Source organism: Streptomyces sp. NPDC015345, from assembly GCF_043078805.1.
Classification (GTDB): domain Bacteria; phylum Actinomycetota; class Actinomycetes; order Streptomycetales; family Streptomycetaceae; genus Streptomyces.
In genome coordinates, this window is sequence record NZ_JBIBTX010000014.1 from 26,989 (window position 1) to 42,062 (window position 15,074).

Below are 15,074 nucleotides of genomic sequence, written 5' to 3' on the forward strand. Positions count from 1 at the left end.
CATGGCCATGAGTTCCGGGCGGCGCCCCTTCGGACTCAGCCTCGACCCTCTCAAGGGCGAGTCCCTGACCGGCTTCGTCCTGCGGCTGGCCCACCGCCTGCACATCTCGCCCCACGAGCTCGCCCGGCTGACCGGCCTGACCGAACAGGATCGGCTCGGCCGGGCCCGGGCGTCACTCTCCACGCGGCTGACCCCCGCCGAGATCAAGAACTTCGCCACCACCACCCGCCTGGACCCCCGCGAGGTCCGCGCGATGACGCTGGAACCTCTCGCCTCCCGCTACCCGCCGGCGGCCCGCAGCGTCGCCAACGTGCGGGTCGGCAAGGTCTACTCCATGCACACGGACGGATGGCTGTTCGCCACGACCGCCCGCTACTGCCCTCGCTGCCTCGCCGGAGACGGCTCCGACATCCAGAACGCCCACGGCGGGCCCTGGCAGATCCTCTGGCGCCTTCCGGTCGTCTTCGCCTGCCCGCTCCACGAGGTGTTCCTGGAACACCCTCTGCCCCCACTGCCACAAACCGGTCAACTTCAGCAGCAGAGCCCAGCTGTTTCCCCGTCCTGCCGCCTCCGGAGTCCACCCTGCCCACTGCCGGTCTTCGACGGATCAGGACATCCCGACCAGCCGGCCCGGCGCCCCCTGCGGCGCACCGCTCGCGCACGACCCACTGCACCATCACCGGCCCGGCCCCGCCCTTCTCGCGCTCCAGCACAAGATCCTTCGACTACTCCGGCCGGGCGGTCCGAAACAGCCGGCACAGCAGTACTTCACCGAGCTCATCCTGCTCGCGGGACTGGTCATGATCTGCTGGCCACGCATCCAGCCGGTCGGCACCACCCGCCAACTCGCCGAAGCCGTAGCCCAGCACCTCGCCATCCACGAAGGAACCGACTCTCGTCCCTACCGCTCCACCGGGGCGCCCGTCGACGCGCTCGCCTGCGCCGGCCTCCTCCAGGTCACCGATCGCCTCTTGGCCGCCGACGACCTGCGCGAAGCGCTCTCCCCGCTCGCCCCCGAGGAGAACCGGACCCGCAGCGGGATCCCACCCACACGGCACCTGATCTGGGACAAGAACTTCAAGAAGCACCGCAGCGCATGCTCCGAACGCTTCCAGCACGCCGCCGACACGATCGTTCCCACCTTCCGACGCACCGGCAAAGGCGGACTCCGCCTCCCCTCCACCGGCACCGGCCTGCGCCCCGAACACATCCCCGCGTTCTTGCCCCAAGCGCTCGCCGAACAACACCTCAACTTTCTCTCGGCCATCGCCCCCAAGATGCGCCGACGCAGTGCCTCGGTCTTCCTCGTCCGGCGCGCACGCGGCGGCAGCCTCGACGAAGCCGCCCAGTTCCTCGGGATCAACCCCCAGGGCAAGAGGAACGGCTACACACAGCTGCTGAACCGCCATCTCCGCACCAGCGGCACGGCCCGCGACTTCGAACAGGCCCTCGACGCCATCACCGCCGAACTTCTCGCCAGCCCTGTCATCGACTACCAGCGCAGACGCGAGGCCCTCGCCACCTGGACCCTGGAACCCGAGAACTGGCAGCACATCCTCGCTCAGCTCCCGGTCCTCACAAGCCACCGAAAACCCATCAGCGACGACCGCAGACGCCTGGCCGTCAGCGCCTACATCTGGACCCGCGCCACCGAAGGCGAGCCCGACTTCGCCCCCTGCCCACCACACATCGCACCCGACCCAGCACTACGCACCGTCTGGACCCGCGAGCGGCACAACGTCTTCCACTGGCTCCACAAAGCAGACCACCAGCCCTACTACGGCGCCCTCAAGCCCCTGCTCGAAGACCACGCCGAGCACCTGACCAAGGCGATCGACAGACGCTGAACCTGAGCGTGATGGGCAAGGTCAGGACCGCGCGGTCCGGAACGCCAAATACCGACTGAAGGCTTCGTGGCTGTCGGGGGTGAAGCGCCACTCCAGCAGGGCCGACCGCAGCTCCGGCTCGGTCAGCCAACCATGCCAGGCGACCTCATCGGGATCGAGGACCACGGCGTCCGGCACCACGGCTTCGTGCACACCGAGCCAGTGAGGGCTCAAGCCGCTGCGGTTGATGAACGTGAACAGCAGGCGCGGCAGCGCACGAATGCCCAGTTCTTCGGCCAGCTCCCTCGCGGCGGCCTGTTCATAGGACTCGCCGACATTTGCGGCACCACCGACCCCGACCTCATAGAGCCCGGGGAAGCGCGATACCTGCTCCGACCGTCGATGGACGAGGACCCGTCCATGCTCATCACGACACACCGTCACGGCGACTCGGTGCAGCCAACCCTCCTGGATGGCCTGCCGGCGGCTGACCACCATCCCCAGCACACGATCTTGACCGTCGACACGCTCCACCAGTTCATCCACGACGCACACCCTGGCAGAGCCCACTGACAACGCCGCTTCTCCGAGCCCGCCGAGGCCGACCCAGGAGAACCGGAACTGGGAGGCCGGACACGGATGACCACAGTTGTCGACCTGTCGCACTCAGGCTCAACCGCCCACAGCACCGTCGGTGACAACCAGCCTGCCTATGTGACAGCTATCGTGCTTCGGCTCAGGCGGTCAGGTGGCTCTTGTCGCGGTCGATGGGCGGTCAGTAGTCCAGATCGAGGTAATCGATGTCGTTGATTTCTACGTCCGACAGTCCCATAGCGCGACCGCCGCCGTCCTGGAAATAGACTTCTTTAAAACCTTCGGCGATGATTCCGCGCATCTGCTGGTCGCTGGCCCCCGCGTTGCGGGCGTCGAAGAGGCGCTGCGCGTACTGCGGGGGGAGGTGCACGGTGAGGCGGCGGAACCGTCCGTCGTCGGTCGTGCCGATGGGGGCGGTGTAGCCGAACCAGGCCCGGGTCTCCACCGTGATGCCGCCGGTGGTGGCGGCCTGCTTCTACCGGCGCTTGCGCACCAGCGGCTGCCACCGCTGCCGTACGGCGTCATCGATCTTCGCGGCGACGTCGGCGCGGGCGTGCTTGCGGGCGCCGCGCCGGTAGCGGTTGACGGAGTCGGCGGTGACCCCGAGCTCCGCCGCGACGGCCTTGGCACTGCCGAACTGCTTGAGCAGGAAGGCGATCTGGCCCTTGAGGGTCTTGGGCGGGTCCTTGGTGTACGCCTCGCGGTCGGGCCGCTCGATCGCGTCGTCGATCTCCCCCACGGTCTACTCCCCTTCGTCCAGGACGGCGTCGCCGCCCTTGATGTGGCGGGCCGGGTTCAGGCCCTTCTCCATGAGGTCGACCGCCCACAGCATCTGCTGGACGCCCTCCAGCTTCGCCAGGCCCGGGGTGGGCCCGAGGCGGAACCCGCCCGGCTGCGGCTTGCCCGAGGCGGCATAGGGGAGGAAGTCCAGCGGCGACGTCCCCGGGCTCGGGTAGACGACGCAGTCGGACAGCACGGCCAGCGGGTACAGGCCCGTCATGTCCGCCATGTTGCGGAGCTTGCGGTGCATGTTGACCCGGGCCTTGCTGATGACGGCGGCCCGGATGTCGGGGCGCCACGTCGGCCGGGACAGGGCCGGCCACGTCTCGCCCTCCTTGTAATGCTTGCCCTGGGGGCGCTCGCGGAGCTTGCCGACGCCGCCCTTGACCGTGGCCTTGATCGCCGCGAGGACGGCGGCCAGCGCCGGGTCCTTCTCCTTGTGGTGCTCCATCGCCGCCAGGAACTCGGCGTCGGACAGGTCCCGGGTGACGCCCATGTCGGCGAGGGTGTCGACGTAGGCGTTCTTGAGGCGGTCGTGCCACGGGTCCAGGTACGCACCGGTCTCGCGGCGCAGGTACGCCTCGATCGGGTGCACGTCGTAGCCGAGCTCCTGGGCGTAGGCGAGGGTGTGCGTCTGGTACCAGGCCGGGCCGGTCGGGCGGGAGCCGTCCGGCGTGAACGGGCTGGGCAGGCGCGGGTCCAGCTCGATGTGGGAGACGTCTGCCAGCCAGCTCCCGGGGATCTTCGGGTTGAACGCCGGGGCGTGGAAGTGGTCGGGCGCGCTGAGGCCGACGACCAGGCGGGCCGCGGCGGCGAGGAACGCTGTGTTGAGGTCGAGGCCGACCGCCCACGGCAGGGTGCACTCCTCATCGGAGAGTGTGTCCACGTCCCGCACCCACTGATACGCCTCCTCGTTCAGGAAGCCGCCGGTCCAGCCGCTGTTGACGACGACGGGGTGTTCCGGGGTGGCCTCCGGCGGCGCCGGGTCCATGGGCTCGGTGCCGAGGCTGCCCGGGTTGTAGCCGGACACCCAGTTCCCGGTGGCCGGGTCCTGCACGGCCTTCGTCGGCGGGCGCAGCGCGGTCATCAGCTCGAGGCCGGAGACGGCGGTGGAGCCGCGCGGGGTGATGACCCGGGTCGCGTACACGCCCAGGACGCGGGCGATGTCGGCTGGCTCCATCTCGGCAACGCCGGGCCAGGACCGCTCGTCGAGGGCGTCCCAGGACAACATCGCCAGCTGCACGCACTGGCGGTCGCGGCCCTGCGCCTTGCGGTAGATCCGCGCCCACGGCCCGAACCCGAGCTGGGTGAGCTGCCACTTGGCCTTCGCGACCTGCTTGACGACCGGGTGGTCCTGCGGGAGGCGCAGGGAGCGGCGCTGCTCGTGGCCCTCCAGGCGCTCGGGCAACCCCAGCTTCACGGCGGCGGCCGCGGTGAGCACGATCAGCGGATCACTGTCCTTGCCGTACCGGTTGAGCTTCGGCGCGCCGAGACGGGACTCACGCAGCGTCCACTCCACCAGCTCCACCACGGTGGTCGCCGGGCAGTCCAGCACGACGCCGCCCACCGCGTACGCGGAACCGTCACCGTCCAGGACAGCGAGCGGGCCGTGCGGGAAGCGCGGGTCGACGGCAGGTGCGGATGCCTTCCTTGCCGCCGGGCGCCGGGACGACGTCGCCGGGCGCCCGGCCGACCGGGCGGGACGCTCCGGCGCGGCCGGGGCAGCCGGGGCCTGAACCGGCGCGGCGGTCTCCGCCTGCTCCGAGACGGCCGGGCCGGTGAACGTGTCTGGCACGGGGGCGGGCTGCGGCGCGGCCACGGGGGCCGGGGCGGCGGGAGTGCCGTGGGCGGGGTACCTCGCCGCCCACCCCTTCAGCAGCCGCTGGTACGCCTCCAGGCGCGGCGACTTCGGCTCACTCCGGCCGTTCTCGTAGTTCTTGACCGTCTGCACGGACGACTTCAGAGCTTGCGCAAGGCGGGCCTGGGTGATGCCGGCGGCCTCACGAAGGCGGGCGCGCTCCGCCGGGGGCGGGAGTTGAGGCTCCTCCTCCAGCAGCGCGTCGATGTTCGCGAACAGCTCTTCCTCGGATGCCATGTGGAGCTCCTCTCGCGCCTCACCCTAACACTGTTTACTCCGTTATTTAACCCATTTTTTAACCCTTCCGGATTCTTCGGAGGATCCATCCGGCGGCGGCTCAGGGTAAGGGTGGCCGCGCGGCCACCGGTGGTCGACCAGTGGAACCTGCACGACGGCCACCGGAGGATCGGTTCACCCCGGTCCACGACGCCTGGTGGGCCCAGGCCCGCAAGGTTCACGGTGAGCGGGACGGCACCCGGGCGTTGATCGAGGTCCTGTTGCTGAACCGCCACCTCGCCCACGAGCACGTGGTCGCGGGCCTGGCCACCGCGCTGCGGGCTGTCGCCCTGACTGCCGACGCGGTCGCCCTGGAGGCCCGCAAGGCCGCCCAGGCGGAGGACGAGCCGCCCATCGGCGCGTCCGTCCCGGCGGGTTCCGGGCAGGCGTCGGCAACCGTCACGTCGCTGCATGAGTGGCGCCTCGCTCACCTTCCGCCGGACACCAGGCCGCTGCCGTCGGTGCCCCCTATGACCAACTGCTCCGATGCTGCCGCACCAGCGGCAGCGTCCACCGTGAGGGAGAAGCACAGTGACCCTGCCCCGCCAGCGAGGCTTGACCGAGCAGGCCGCCGACGCCGCGATCGACACCGCCTGCCGTCTACTGCGGCTGCCGTCGATCCGCAACGAGTTCAACGAGATCGCCGATCGGGCGGTCAAGGACCAGATGACCTACCGCGGCTTCCTCGCCGAACTGCTGATGACCGAGTGCGACGACCGGGCCCGACGCCGTTCGGAACGACGGATCAAGGCAGCCGGCTTCCCACCGGAGAAGTCCCTGGCCTTCGACTTCGAAGCCAACCCGAACATCGACGCGGCCACCGTCCACACCCTCGCCAGCTGTGAATGGATCAAGAAGAGCCAGCCCCTCTACCTGATCGGCGACTCCGGCACCGGCAAGTCCCACATGCTCATCGCCCTGGGCACCGAGGCCGCGATGAAGGGCTACCGCGTCCGCTACACGCTCGATGGCAGTGAGGCTTGAGTCTCCCGTAGGGGGAGACGTGAGGGTAGGGGCATGAACGGCGAGACGCTCTATTCGATCGGTGACCTGGCTCGGCGGACGGGTCTGACGGTGAAGGCCATCCGGTTCTACGCAGACGCGGGGATCGTGCCACCGACCGACCGCACCCCTGCGGGATACCGCCGGTACGGTGTCGATGCCATCGTGCGCATCGAACTCGTGCGCACTCTGCGTGAGTTGGGAATCAACCTGGCCACGATCCGCAAGGTCATGGACCGGGAGGTCTCGCTGACGGACGTCGCGGCCACGCACGCCGAGGCACTGGACGTGCAGATCCGCGTCCTCCGGCAGCGCCGCGCCGTGCTCATGGCGGTGGCCCGGCGCGGCTCGACTCCTCAGGAGCTGGACCTCATGCACAAGTTGGCGCGTCTGTCGGAAGCCGAACGGCAGTGTCTGGTCGACGACTTTCTCGGTGCCGTGTTCGACGGCCTGCAAGATCACCCCGCGTTCGCGGCGGTCACCCGCTCGTTGACCCCCGAGTTGCCCGAGGAGCCCGAACCCGAGCAGATCGAGGCGTGGGTGGAGCTGGCAGAGCTGTTCCAGGACCGCGATTTCCGCGCCACGTTGCACGGCATGGCCCAGGATCTGGCAGCCGATCGGGCCCCGGACGACGCCACGGGCCTGCCCCGGATCCTCGCCGAAGCTGTCCGGGCCCAGGTGGCACCGGCAGTGGAGGACGGCGTCGAACCGGACTCGGCCGAAGCGGAGCCGATCGTCACCGCACTCGCGGCCCACTATGCACGCATCCTTGGCAGCTCGTCCCCACACGATCCTCATGCCCTCTACTTGCGCCTTGCTGCCCGGCTGGAGCAGATGAACGACCCGCGTCGGGACCAGTACCTGTCTTTGCTGGCCGTCATCAACGGCTGGCCAGCCCCTGGGAGCCTGGCGCCCGCGCTCACCTGGGCCGCCGCCGCACTCCGTACCCGAATACCGCAGCGGTGAGCCGAGCACACAGCACGCCCGACGCCACCAGATCAGGCCGCCCGGCCCCGTATCGGTTCTTTACCGACTACCGGACCTTGATGCGCGTGCCCGGCTTCTGGCGGCTGGCCACCATCGGCATAACGTCGAAACTGGCCGCGAGCATGACCAGCCTGAGTCTGCTGCTCCTGGTCAGCAGCACCTACTCGTACGGGACCGCCGGGCTGGCGGTGAGTTGCTCCACCCTCGGCCAGGGGCTGACCGCGCCGTTACGCGGACGGCTCATCGACCGATATCCGGTCCGCCCGGTCCTGCTCAGCTGCCTTGCCACCCATCTCACCGCCATCACCGCCGTGATCCTGACAGTGCGGAGCGGCGGTAACGCCACGCTGATCTGCTCACTGGCTGCAACCATCGGCGCGACTACTCCACCCGTCGCCGTCATGATGCGGTCCGTCTGGCACAGCGTCACCACCCGTACAACCCTGAACACGGCCATGGCGCTCGATGCTTCCATGATGGGTGCCGCGCTGATCGTCGGTCCAGTGCTCGCCAGCTGGCTCAGCCTGTCGCTCTCGCCTCTCCTGCCGTATGCGGCCATCGTGGCGATGACGGTCACCACCGTCACACTCGTGGTGGTCAATTCCTCTGCTCCCCCCGCACCTTCGACCGCAGCTGGGCACTGGCTGGGGCCCTTGGCGTCGTCGCCGCTGCGACGGCTGTTGGCCGCAGATGCGCTCTTCGTCATGGCGGTGACAGCCGTGGACGTAGTGCTTCCGGTCTACGCGCGCCAGGAGCACGCGGCCGAACTGACCGGCTTGTATCTGGGCAGCCTTGCAGTCGGCAGCGTTGTGGGGAGCCTTGCTCTGGGCACGGCCACGAAGCGGCTGCCTCGCGGGCTCGCACTTCCCGTCCTGCTCGGCCTCTTCGCCCTCGGATGTGCCGCTCTGGCTGTAGCCGCACGGCTCTCCCCGATGGCGGTCCTTGTGGTGTGCCCGGTCGCCGGCCTCGTCATCGGGTCTCTCTTTGCCGTCCTGCGCACCACGGGAGGCGATCTGGCCCCGGCTGGGCAGGTCACCGAGACCATGTCCTGGCTCAGTACCACGGACATGGTCGGCGGTGCAGCAGGGGCAGCCGTGTTCGCCCACCTCGCCGATGCGAAAGGAAGCCCGACGGCGCTCGTGCTCGTCCCCGTGCTGATCGTGACGGCTGCCCTCGCTGGGGCCACTTGTGCCAGATACCGCTGAAGATTCGGCGCCGTGAAGCCCTGAAGGCCACAGCTCTGGGGCCCCCTTCGGGGGGTGTCCGGCCGTTCCTCATAAAACGATGGTTAGTTGACGGCACACTGCCGTACGTGACGACGAGCCTGACCGACGTGTTCGACGCCGACGACGACCTCCTGGCCGCCTTCCCCGCGCGGCCGAGCGAGATCCGCATCGGCTACGCCCGGGTCTCTTACCGCGCCAGATGCATTCCAGAGCCCGACTCGGCTTGCCCTCGTAGCGACGACGTTGGAGATTCCATGGCTGGGGACGGACTTCGGTCCTCTTCCGCTTAGCGGGCTCCTCCCAGCACTCGGCCGAGGACCGGCTGGAGCGGTCGCACTCTCCACGAGGCCGCACGAGCGAGTCAGGGCCAGGACGCGGGTAGCGTCCGCCGCAGCAGCTGGCGAGGATCGCCTTCTCCCAGCAGACAGCGACCGCATCCTTGAAGAACATCCGGGCTGAGGCTCTTTCGTGGTCGTCGGCGGTGACTTCCACCAACAAACCCTCGGGGCCTTGTCTGCGCCCAGGTGCCGGAGGTGGCCGGTGGCACAGGGCCCGCACACGCTGTACGTGTACGGGCCTCTGATCGAGCGCCGTCGAAGAGTACGTCCGCGACCACAGCCTGGATGCGGTCGTGGAGTCCGCCCTCGCCGATGCTGATGACTTCCGTACGTCGTCGGCGGCCCACCGCCGCTCCCGGCACCGGATCGAGGTGGTCGCACTCGCGACCGCTAAGGCCTTGAGCCAGCTCGGCATCCTCGACCGCTTCCTCACCCAGGCCACCACCGGTGCGGGCGGCCGGTACGTGTCATGGGCCAACCACGACGCGTGCGCAGACGCGATGCTCGCAACGCTCGCGGTCATCGAGGCCGAACAGCTCGCCGACCGCATCACCGTGGTGACCCGCGAGAGCACGGTGCTGTACGGCAACGAGCTCGTCGACGGTCTGTGGCGGCGCTGGCCTGCCGCTGACAAGGCCGTCGCCCGCGGGCGCTCGCGCCCGTGGACGGCCGGGGAGACAGCCGCGTTCCATTGTGAGGGGCGTCGACTACCACCGGCTCTCCACCGCCGAGCACCGGTGGGTCTTCGAGGAGCTGATCGCCCCGTCCTACCTGAGCGGCATCATCCCTCGGCCCGATCCGCACGCCGTCTACGTGCTGGGGCAGCCCGGGGCGGGCAAGCTCCTGGCCGCGAGGATGGTGCGGCGCGCGATGCGGCCGGGGACGACGCACCTGATCGGCGACGACTTCAAGGCCCAGCACGCGGATTACCTGCGGCTGCTGCGCGAGGACCCCCGCGGTGCCGGAGCGGTGATCCGGGCGGACTACGGGGCCTGGTTCACCCAGGCCGAGCAGTATGTGCGGGAGCGGCGTGGTGACGTTTTGATTGAGGGCGCGCCCGGTAGCGTCGAGAAGCTGTTCGACAGCGCACTGCCGTATGCGGCCAGCGGCTACCCGTTCGAGCTCGTGGTCCTGGCCGTCCGTGAGGCCGACAGCCGTCAGGCTACCGCGCTGCGCTACGCCCGGTCCCTGCAGATCAGTCTCACCCCCAGGTTCGCCACGAGGTCGGGGCATCAGACCTATTTCCACGCGCTCACCGGGGTCGTCGCCGCCGCCGAGCGCCATCCGGCGATCGCCGCGATCACGGTGGTCCGGCGGGACGGCCGGGCCCTGCTGCGTCACGAGGCCGGCGGCGCCGGGAGCGCGTCGTGGGCCCTGGCGGCAGAACGGGCACGCCCGTACACCGAGCAGGAGGCCGCCGCGTTCTTCCGCCTCCACCACGGTCTGTGGCGAGCGCTCCGCCGGCACCGCGACGAACTGGAGGAGATGCTCGCACTCGCCCGCCCGCTGATGCCGCCCGGGATGCAGTCGGCCCGAATCAACCGGCCGCACCCCTCTCTGTGGTCTTTGCCCGTCACGCTCCAAGGAGCGGCCTACGAGGTGTCGAATTCCTTCAGCCGGGCCGCGTAGACCTCCTTGATCCGGGCCGCTTCCTCCGGGTCGGCGGTCGCAAGCTGCTGCTGGTCGGCGAGCGCGGCCTGACGGCCGGCCCGCAGTTCTTCAACCGGCTCCTCATCGGGCACCGGATAACGCTGCTCGGCGAGGAGCTGGTCGTTGTACCAGCTCACCACCGCCCGCACGGCATCCGCGGCCTGCGCCTCCACGCCGCCTTCCAGACCGGAGAAGTCAGAGCTGGGAGTGTCGGACACGGCCCACCACCTTCGTGTTGATCTTGATTCGAAACAGTCATTGTCGCCCTGGCCGCGACCACCGGCCCAGCGATGCGACACACCATCAGAGAAGGCGCCGAACTCCTTCGCACCCCGCCTGCACGCAAGGGATGCTTCTCCAAGCACTGGGGCGCGGGCATAGGTTGGGCCCAAGTGATCATCGTTTCGGGGGTGGTACGTGGCAGGCCGGGATCTGCGGGCACTGTTCAACACGAACGACCGGGGTCTGATAACACAATGAGGTGGTTCGCTCCTGTTGGCCGTGTCCGCGTCAGGAGCTGGGCGTGGCCCGGGCATGGGGACTTCGCCGTGGGTCGTGTCGGATGACCTGTGGGAGCGGATTGAGCCGCTGCTGCCGCGCAAGGAACGACGGTTTCGGCACCCTGGACGGAGGCCGCTGCCGGACCGGCAGGTGCTGTGCGGCATCCTCTTCGTTCTGCACACCGGCATCCAGTGGGAGTACCTGCCCAAGGAGTTGAGCTTCGGCTCGGGCATGACGTGCTGGCGGAGGTTGCGGGACTGGAACGAAGCCGGCGTCTGGCAGCAGCTGCACGAAGTGCTGCTGGCCGAGCTCAACGCGGCGGCCCGCCTCGACTGGTCACGTGCCGTGGTCGACTCCAGCCACGTGCGGGCCATAAAAAGGGGGAGCTACACGGGACCGAGTCCGGTCGACCGTGGCCGAACCGGATCGAAACACCACCTGATCACCGATGGACACGGCACACCGCTCGCCGTGATCCTCACCGGCGGCAACCGCAACGACGTCACCCAGCTCATGCCACTGATCGACGCCATCCAACCCGTCAGAGCCCGGGCGGGGCATCCGCGACGCAAGCCGGACTCACTCTTCGCCGACCGCGGGTACGACCACGACATCTACCGCGACCAGGTCCGCCAGCACCGCATCGTCCCGGCCATCGCCCGCCGCGGCACCCTCCACGGCACCGGACTGGGAACCTACCGCTGGGTCGTCGAACGCATCTTCGCCTGGCTCCACGGCTTCAAACGCCTCCGCATCCGCTGGGAACGCCGGGCCGACATCCACGAAGCCCTCCTCAAACTCGCCTGCTGCCTCATCACCCACCGACAGATCAACTCATTGTGTTAGCCGCTGTAAAGCCCTCGGGCACACACGCTCCCAGCTCCGGGCGCGCGCCGCACCAGCCAGCGGCACACGCCGTCCGCGCACCGAGCCACCCCGCTGGGCGCCACGGACACCACTGCCGCCGGCGCACCGCCGATGCCTCGTCCGCACCGGTCGCGGTAGACACCCAGCCCAACACCAGCAGCGAGCCCCCGGCTGCACGCCGGGAACCCGCTGCTCACGTCGGCCAAGGGAGCCGGTCTGATGCACGTGATGAGCCTGACCGTCGAGTCTTGACGATCGACTGCGCAGGTAGGCATCGACCAGAGCCGGAACCTGATAACACCACGAACGTGCTTCCGGGGCGCACGACGCCATGCCCGATGCGGCGACGGAGACGCTGGATTGTTCAACCACTCTTCAGGCCCACCCGCCTTTCGACGGCATCAAGATGAATGCCGCCTGCAACAACATGTCATCCGTTTCTGTGGAGTAAGCGTGCAGAGGCTGGCAAGATCTTGAGCAGAGAAACTCAGGGGCCGCGAACAGAGCAATGGACAGAATCTCCTTTGAGCAAGAAACGCGAAAGGTGCAATTAACTTTCGCGCGACTTCATCGATCATTCTTTCGGTGTCGTGAGAATTCGTCCACCGGAACTCAGGAGACCGCCGCTCCAAGCACCCTCCGCCCAGGCAACGGGAAGTAACGGTCATTCAGCTCCCTGACCAATTAGGACACTTGAAATCTGTGAGGGCTTGTGGGGAAAAGCACTGCGGTGGCGTTCAAGCCGCGAGATCTGAAAGAAGTCCCGTCGGTAGACGCGCTCCTCATCGAATTGGGGACCGGGCCTTTTGTTCAGGACTCCCTGACGGCACCGGTCGGACGAAACGACTCCTGGGCGGGCGCCACCACTAGTGGGCGAAAGGTCTTCGTCAAGCATCTCATCGGCCCTGAGGCGGATGTCAGGGTGCGGATGCACCGGCTGCTGTCCTTCGAGTGTTTCGCCGAAGGACTGCCGACCGCAGCGCTGCGCGGCCCGGCGTTCCTCGGCGCCGACGAGGCGTCAGCCCTGGTGGCGTACGACTACGTCGACAACGCGCGCAGCGGGGCGGAGCTGATGGTTGATGAGGCATTCGGCCCCGAACTGGCCGAGAACATCGGCAGGGCCATCGGCATGCTGCACGAGGCCCCGGTCACTGGCCTCGCGGAGTTCGATCAATCGCCGCCACCGCATCCTTCGCTGGGCTTGCTGCAAGGGCTCCCCATGTCGGTGTTCGAGTCGATGAGCTTCGCCGAACTGCAGGCATGGCGGTTGATGCAGACCGACGCGGCGCTGGGCAAAGCCATCGAGGAACTGCGGGAGCGGGAACAGGGGGCACCTCGGGTGCCGTCCCACTGCGATCTGCGTGTCGACCAGTTCCTGGTGGCAGATGACAACTTCCTGGTGACGGACTGGGAGGAGTTCCGGCTGGCTGACCCGGCCCGAGACGTCGGCGCATTCGCCGGAGAATGGCTGCACCGCTCGATCCTCGACATCGCCACTACCCGCGGCGACTCGACATTCACGGATATCGAACTGACGCACGAGACGGTACTCAGTCGCGGGGTGGAGAAGATGCAGCGCCTCTTGCCCCTCGTGCGCCGTTTCTGGCACGGCTACCGGCAGGTCCGACCCCGCATGGACGTCACGCTCGCCACCCGCGCCACTGCTTACGCGGGCTGGCACTTGCTGGACCGGCTGCTGGCCGGCGCATCCAGGGCGACGCGGCTCTCCGGTATCGAGCGGGCAGCCGCAGGTATCGGACGAGCGGCGCTGATCAGTCCGGAACAGTTCGTGACCACGCTCGGCTTCGAGGAACTTCCGGAGGCTGCGGGTGAAAGCCCTGGCCAGCGCAACGAAGCCGTGGGCACGAGCCTGGGCGAACGCGAGGCAGCCGCATGAGTGAGGTCACGACGCACACCGGGCTCCGGGCTTTGTCACCGCGGCTGCGGGACGCACTCGCCCGGGTGACCATCGCCCCCGACCGTTCCTGGGCGAAGGTCGACGACCGCGAGGTCAAGGCGGACAGTCCACGAGAGCTGCGTCGGCTACTGGCCGGAGCTCTGTACGACGTCCTGCACGCAGGACAGGATGTGAAAGAGGGACAGCTGTCCTTCCGTCTGCGCGACGAGGCGTTCGAAGACCTCCTCGGCACCGCGATCCTTCACGAGTGGAGCACCAGCCGCGCGCGGGTGCAGCCACTACCAGCCGAGAGTCACGGTACGGCGGAACAAATCTTGGTCGAGCGGGACGGGGTACGGGTGTGGGTACCCGAGGAATGCGTTCGGGAGAGCCGTCCGCTCACTGTGGGCCAGGCGGTAACACTGGACGTCCCCGCGCGTCGGCCCGCCCTCTCACCCGGCTTCTTCGTCGTCGACGGCTCGTTGCCAGTCGACCTGCGTGGTGAGCTCCTGCGCGTCTACGTCCACGTCACGCGCTGGGAGGATGCTGCTCCTGTGTGGGCCAGAGCCCTCGGCTATCTCGAGACGCACAAGATCGCCTACCGCTCGAAGATCCTCTCGTCCAAGGCGCTATATCCTCGGCGGGATGCCCTAGTGGTCTACCTGGGCCAAGAGTCGCGGCAGCGGGTATCCGAGCTGGCAGATGCGCTGAGCGGGGTTCCGGGCCTTGGGCGGGAGACCTCCGTCTTCGCCGAACGGCTGGCTCCCGGTATCGCCCTCGCCTGGGAACCCAAGGACGACCGCCCCGGCATGGCCAGCCTGAGCTTCGGACAGCACCGCGCCACCGCTCTGGCCCATGCCCTGCTCGACAGCGCGGCGAATGGAACGCCCAGGGAGCAGGCAGTCGCTGCACGGTTCGCCGAGGCGGGAATCGACCCTGCGAATCCAGCGAAGAACAGCATTCTCTTTGATTCCCCGGTGCCCCTCAATGGCGCGCCCAAATAAGAACCCGTGCCTGCCTGAAGCACCCAACGGGTTCGAAGGATAACGTCCCCAGATATCGCCCCAAGGAGAATCTCATGGACAAGTCTCTTACGATCATGGAGCTCGTTTCGAACTACGACGTCTACGCGGACGTCGACGAGCTGAACATCACGGCGGCTGCGGACGCTCCTGCAACCAGCCCTATCTGCGTAAGCGCCGCCAGTTCCGCCGCTTGCGCGGCCTCGGTAACCGCGGTCAGCACCGCCACCGTCAAGGGTGGCTGCTGACC

At 68.4% G+C, this 15,074-nt stretch carries 11 protein-coding genes and 4 pseudogenes; 11 read left to right on the plus strand and 4 right to left on the minus strand.

All coding sequences use genetic code 11. From position 1 onward, the window contains the following. Window positions 1-7: 7 nt before the first annotated feature. A pseudogene (locus ACF062_RS37180) lies at window positions 8-433 on the plus strand (TniQ family protein); the annotation flags it as partial. 367 nt (window positions 434-800) lie between these two features. Continuing rightward, window positions 801-1,847 (plus strand): hypothetical protein, encoded by a 1,047-nt coding sequence (locus ACF062_RS37185; RefSeq protein ID WP_392144354.1) that lies wholly within the window; start codon window positions 801-803, stop codon window positions 1,845-1,847. Between the two features lie 21 nt (window positions 1,848-1,868). On the opposite strand, the gene ACF062_RS37190 is transcribed toward ACF062_RS37185, so the two are convergent. The 3 genes and pseudogenes from ACF062_RS37190 to tap form a co-directional block, all read right to left on the minus strand. Next, a complete protein-coding gene (locus ACF062_RS37190; RefSeq protein ID WP_392144627.1) occupies window positions 1,869-2,324 on the minus strand; it encodes an NUDIX domain-containing protein in 456 nt (151 codons plus the stop codon). Between the two features lie 277 nt (window positions 2,325-2,601). Beyond that, window positions 2,602-3,159: pseudogene (gene tpg, locus ACF062_RS37195) on the minus strand (telomere-protecting terminal protein Tpg). Window positions 3,160-3,162: 3 nt separating this feature from the next. Continuing rightward, the gene (gene tap, locus ACF062_RS37200) at window positions 3,163-5,295 is read right to left on the minus strand and encodes a telomere-associated protein Tap (RefSeq protein WP_392144356.1); all 2,133 of its coding nucleotides are present in this window, start codon (window positions 5,293-5,295) and stop codon (window positions 3,163-3,165) included. A gap of 570 nt (window positions 5,296-5,865) precedes the next feature. Here tap and ACF062_RS37205 point away from each other — a divergent pair. The 5 genes and pseudogenes from ACF062_RS37205 to ACF062_RS37225 all read left to right on the plus strand — a co-directional run. Further along, window positions 5,866-6,300 (plus strand): annotated as a pseudogene (locus ACF062_RS37205) (ATP-binding protein); the annotation flags it as partial. 51 nt (window positions 6,301-6,351) lie between these two features. Beyond that, on the plus strand, window positions 6,352-7,302 hold the full coding sequence (locus tag ACF062_RS37210) for a MerR family transcriptional regulator (protein ID WP_392144358.1): 951 nt from the start codon (window positions 6,352-6,354) through the stop codon (window positions 7,300-7,302). An 80-nt stretch (window positions 7,303-7,382) separates the two neighbouring features. Next, entirely contained in the window at window positions 7,383-8,528 is a 1,146-nt protein-coding gene (locus tag ACF062_RS37215) for an MFS transporter (protein ID WP_392144360.1), read from the plus strand. 652 nt (window positions 8,529-9,180) lie between these two features. After that, window positions 9,181-9,420: pseudogene (locus ACF062_RS37220) on the plus strand (zeta toxin family protein); the annotation flags it as partial. 160 nt (window positions 9,421-9,580) lie between these two features. Continuing rightward, window positions 9,581-10,516, plus strand: a complete 936-nt coding sequence (locus ACF062_RS37225) for a zeta toxin family protein (protein ID WP_392144362.1) — start codon at window positions 9,581-9,583, stop codon at window positions 10,514-10,516. On the opposite strand, the gene ACF062_RS37230 is transcribed toward ACF062_RS37225, so the two are convergent. After that, window positions 10,480-10,755 carry a hypothetical protein gene (locus tag ACF062_RS37230; protein WP_392144364.1) on the minus strand — a complete coding sequence of 92 codons (276 nt, stop codon included), beginning with the start codon at window positions 10,753-10,755 and terminating at the stop codon, window positions 10,480-10,482. The two genes, ACF062_RS37225 and ACF062_RS37230, sit on opposite strands and share 37 nt — an antisense overlap. Window positions 10,756-11,060: 305 nt before the next feature. On the opposite strand from ACF062_RS37230, the gene ACF062_RS37235 reads away from it, so the two are divergent. The 4 genes from ACF062_RS37235 (at window position 11,061) to ACF062_RS37250 (ending at window position 15,072) form a co-directional block, all read left to right on the plus strand. Continuing rightward, a protein-coding gene (locus ACF062_RS37235) for an IS5 family transposase (RefSeq protein ID WP_392144366.1) occupies window positions 11,061-11,884 on the plus strand; the annotation gives its coding sequence in 2 pieces (ribosomal slippage) (window positions 11,061-11,067 and window positions 11,067-11,884; 825 coding nt in all). 751 nt (window positions 11,885-12,635) lie between these two features. Continuing rightward, window positions 12,636-13,802, plus strand: a complete 1,167-nt coding sequence (gene lxmK, locus ACF062_RS37240; protein ID WP_392144368.1) for a class V lanthionine synthetase subunit LxmK — start codon at window positions 12,636-12,638, stop codon at window positions 13,800-13,802. After that, window positions 13,799-14,806, plus strand: coding sequence for a T3SS effector HopA1 family protein (locus ACF062_RS37245; protein ID WP_392144370.1), 1,008 nt, complete (start codon window positions 13,799-13,801; stop codon window positions 14,804-14,806). The genes lxmK and ACF062_RS37245 overlap by 4 nt, the downstream gene beginning before the upstream one ends. Window positions 14,807-14,880: 74 nt before the next feature. Then, window positions 14,881-15,072: an LxmA leader domain family RiPP gene (locus ACF062_RS37250; RefSeq protein ID WP_392144372.1), complete on the plus strand. Its 192-nt coding sequence runs from the start codon at window positions 14,881-14,883 to the stop codon at window positions 15,070-15,072. Window positions 15,073-15,074: the final 2 nt, after the last annotated feature.

Coding starts and splice junctions, on each gene's coding strand:
- ACF062_RS37185 (WP_392144354.1), top strand. CDS start 801: ATGATCTGCTGGCCACGCATCCAGCCGGTCGGCACCACCCGCCAACTC.
- ACF062_RS37190 (WP_392144627.1), bottom strand. CDS start 2,324: ATGGTGGTCAGCCGCCGGCAGGCCATCCAGGAGGGTTGGCTGCACCGA.
- tap (WP_392144356.1), bottom strand. CDS start 5,295: ATGGCATCCGAGGAAGAGCTGTTCGCGAACATCGACGCGCTGCTGGAG.
- ACF062_RS37210 (WP_392144358.1), top strand. CDS start 6,352: ATGAACGGCGAGACGCTCTATTCGATCGGTGACCTGGCTCGGCGGACG.
- ACF062_RS37215 (WP_392144360.1), top strand. CDS start 7,383: ATGCGCGTGCCCGGCTTCTGGCGGCTGGCCACCATCGGCATAACGTCG.
- ACF062_RS37245 (WP_392144370.1), top strand. CDS start 13,799: ATGAGTGAGGTCACGACGCACACCGGGCTCCGGGCTTTGTCACCGCGG.
- ACF062_RS37250 (WP_392144372.1), top strand. CDS start 14,881: ATGGACAAGTCTCTTACGATCATGGAGCTCGTTTCGAACTACGACGTC.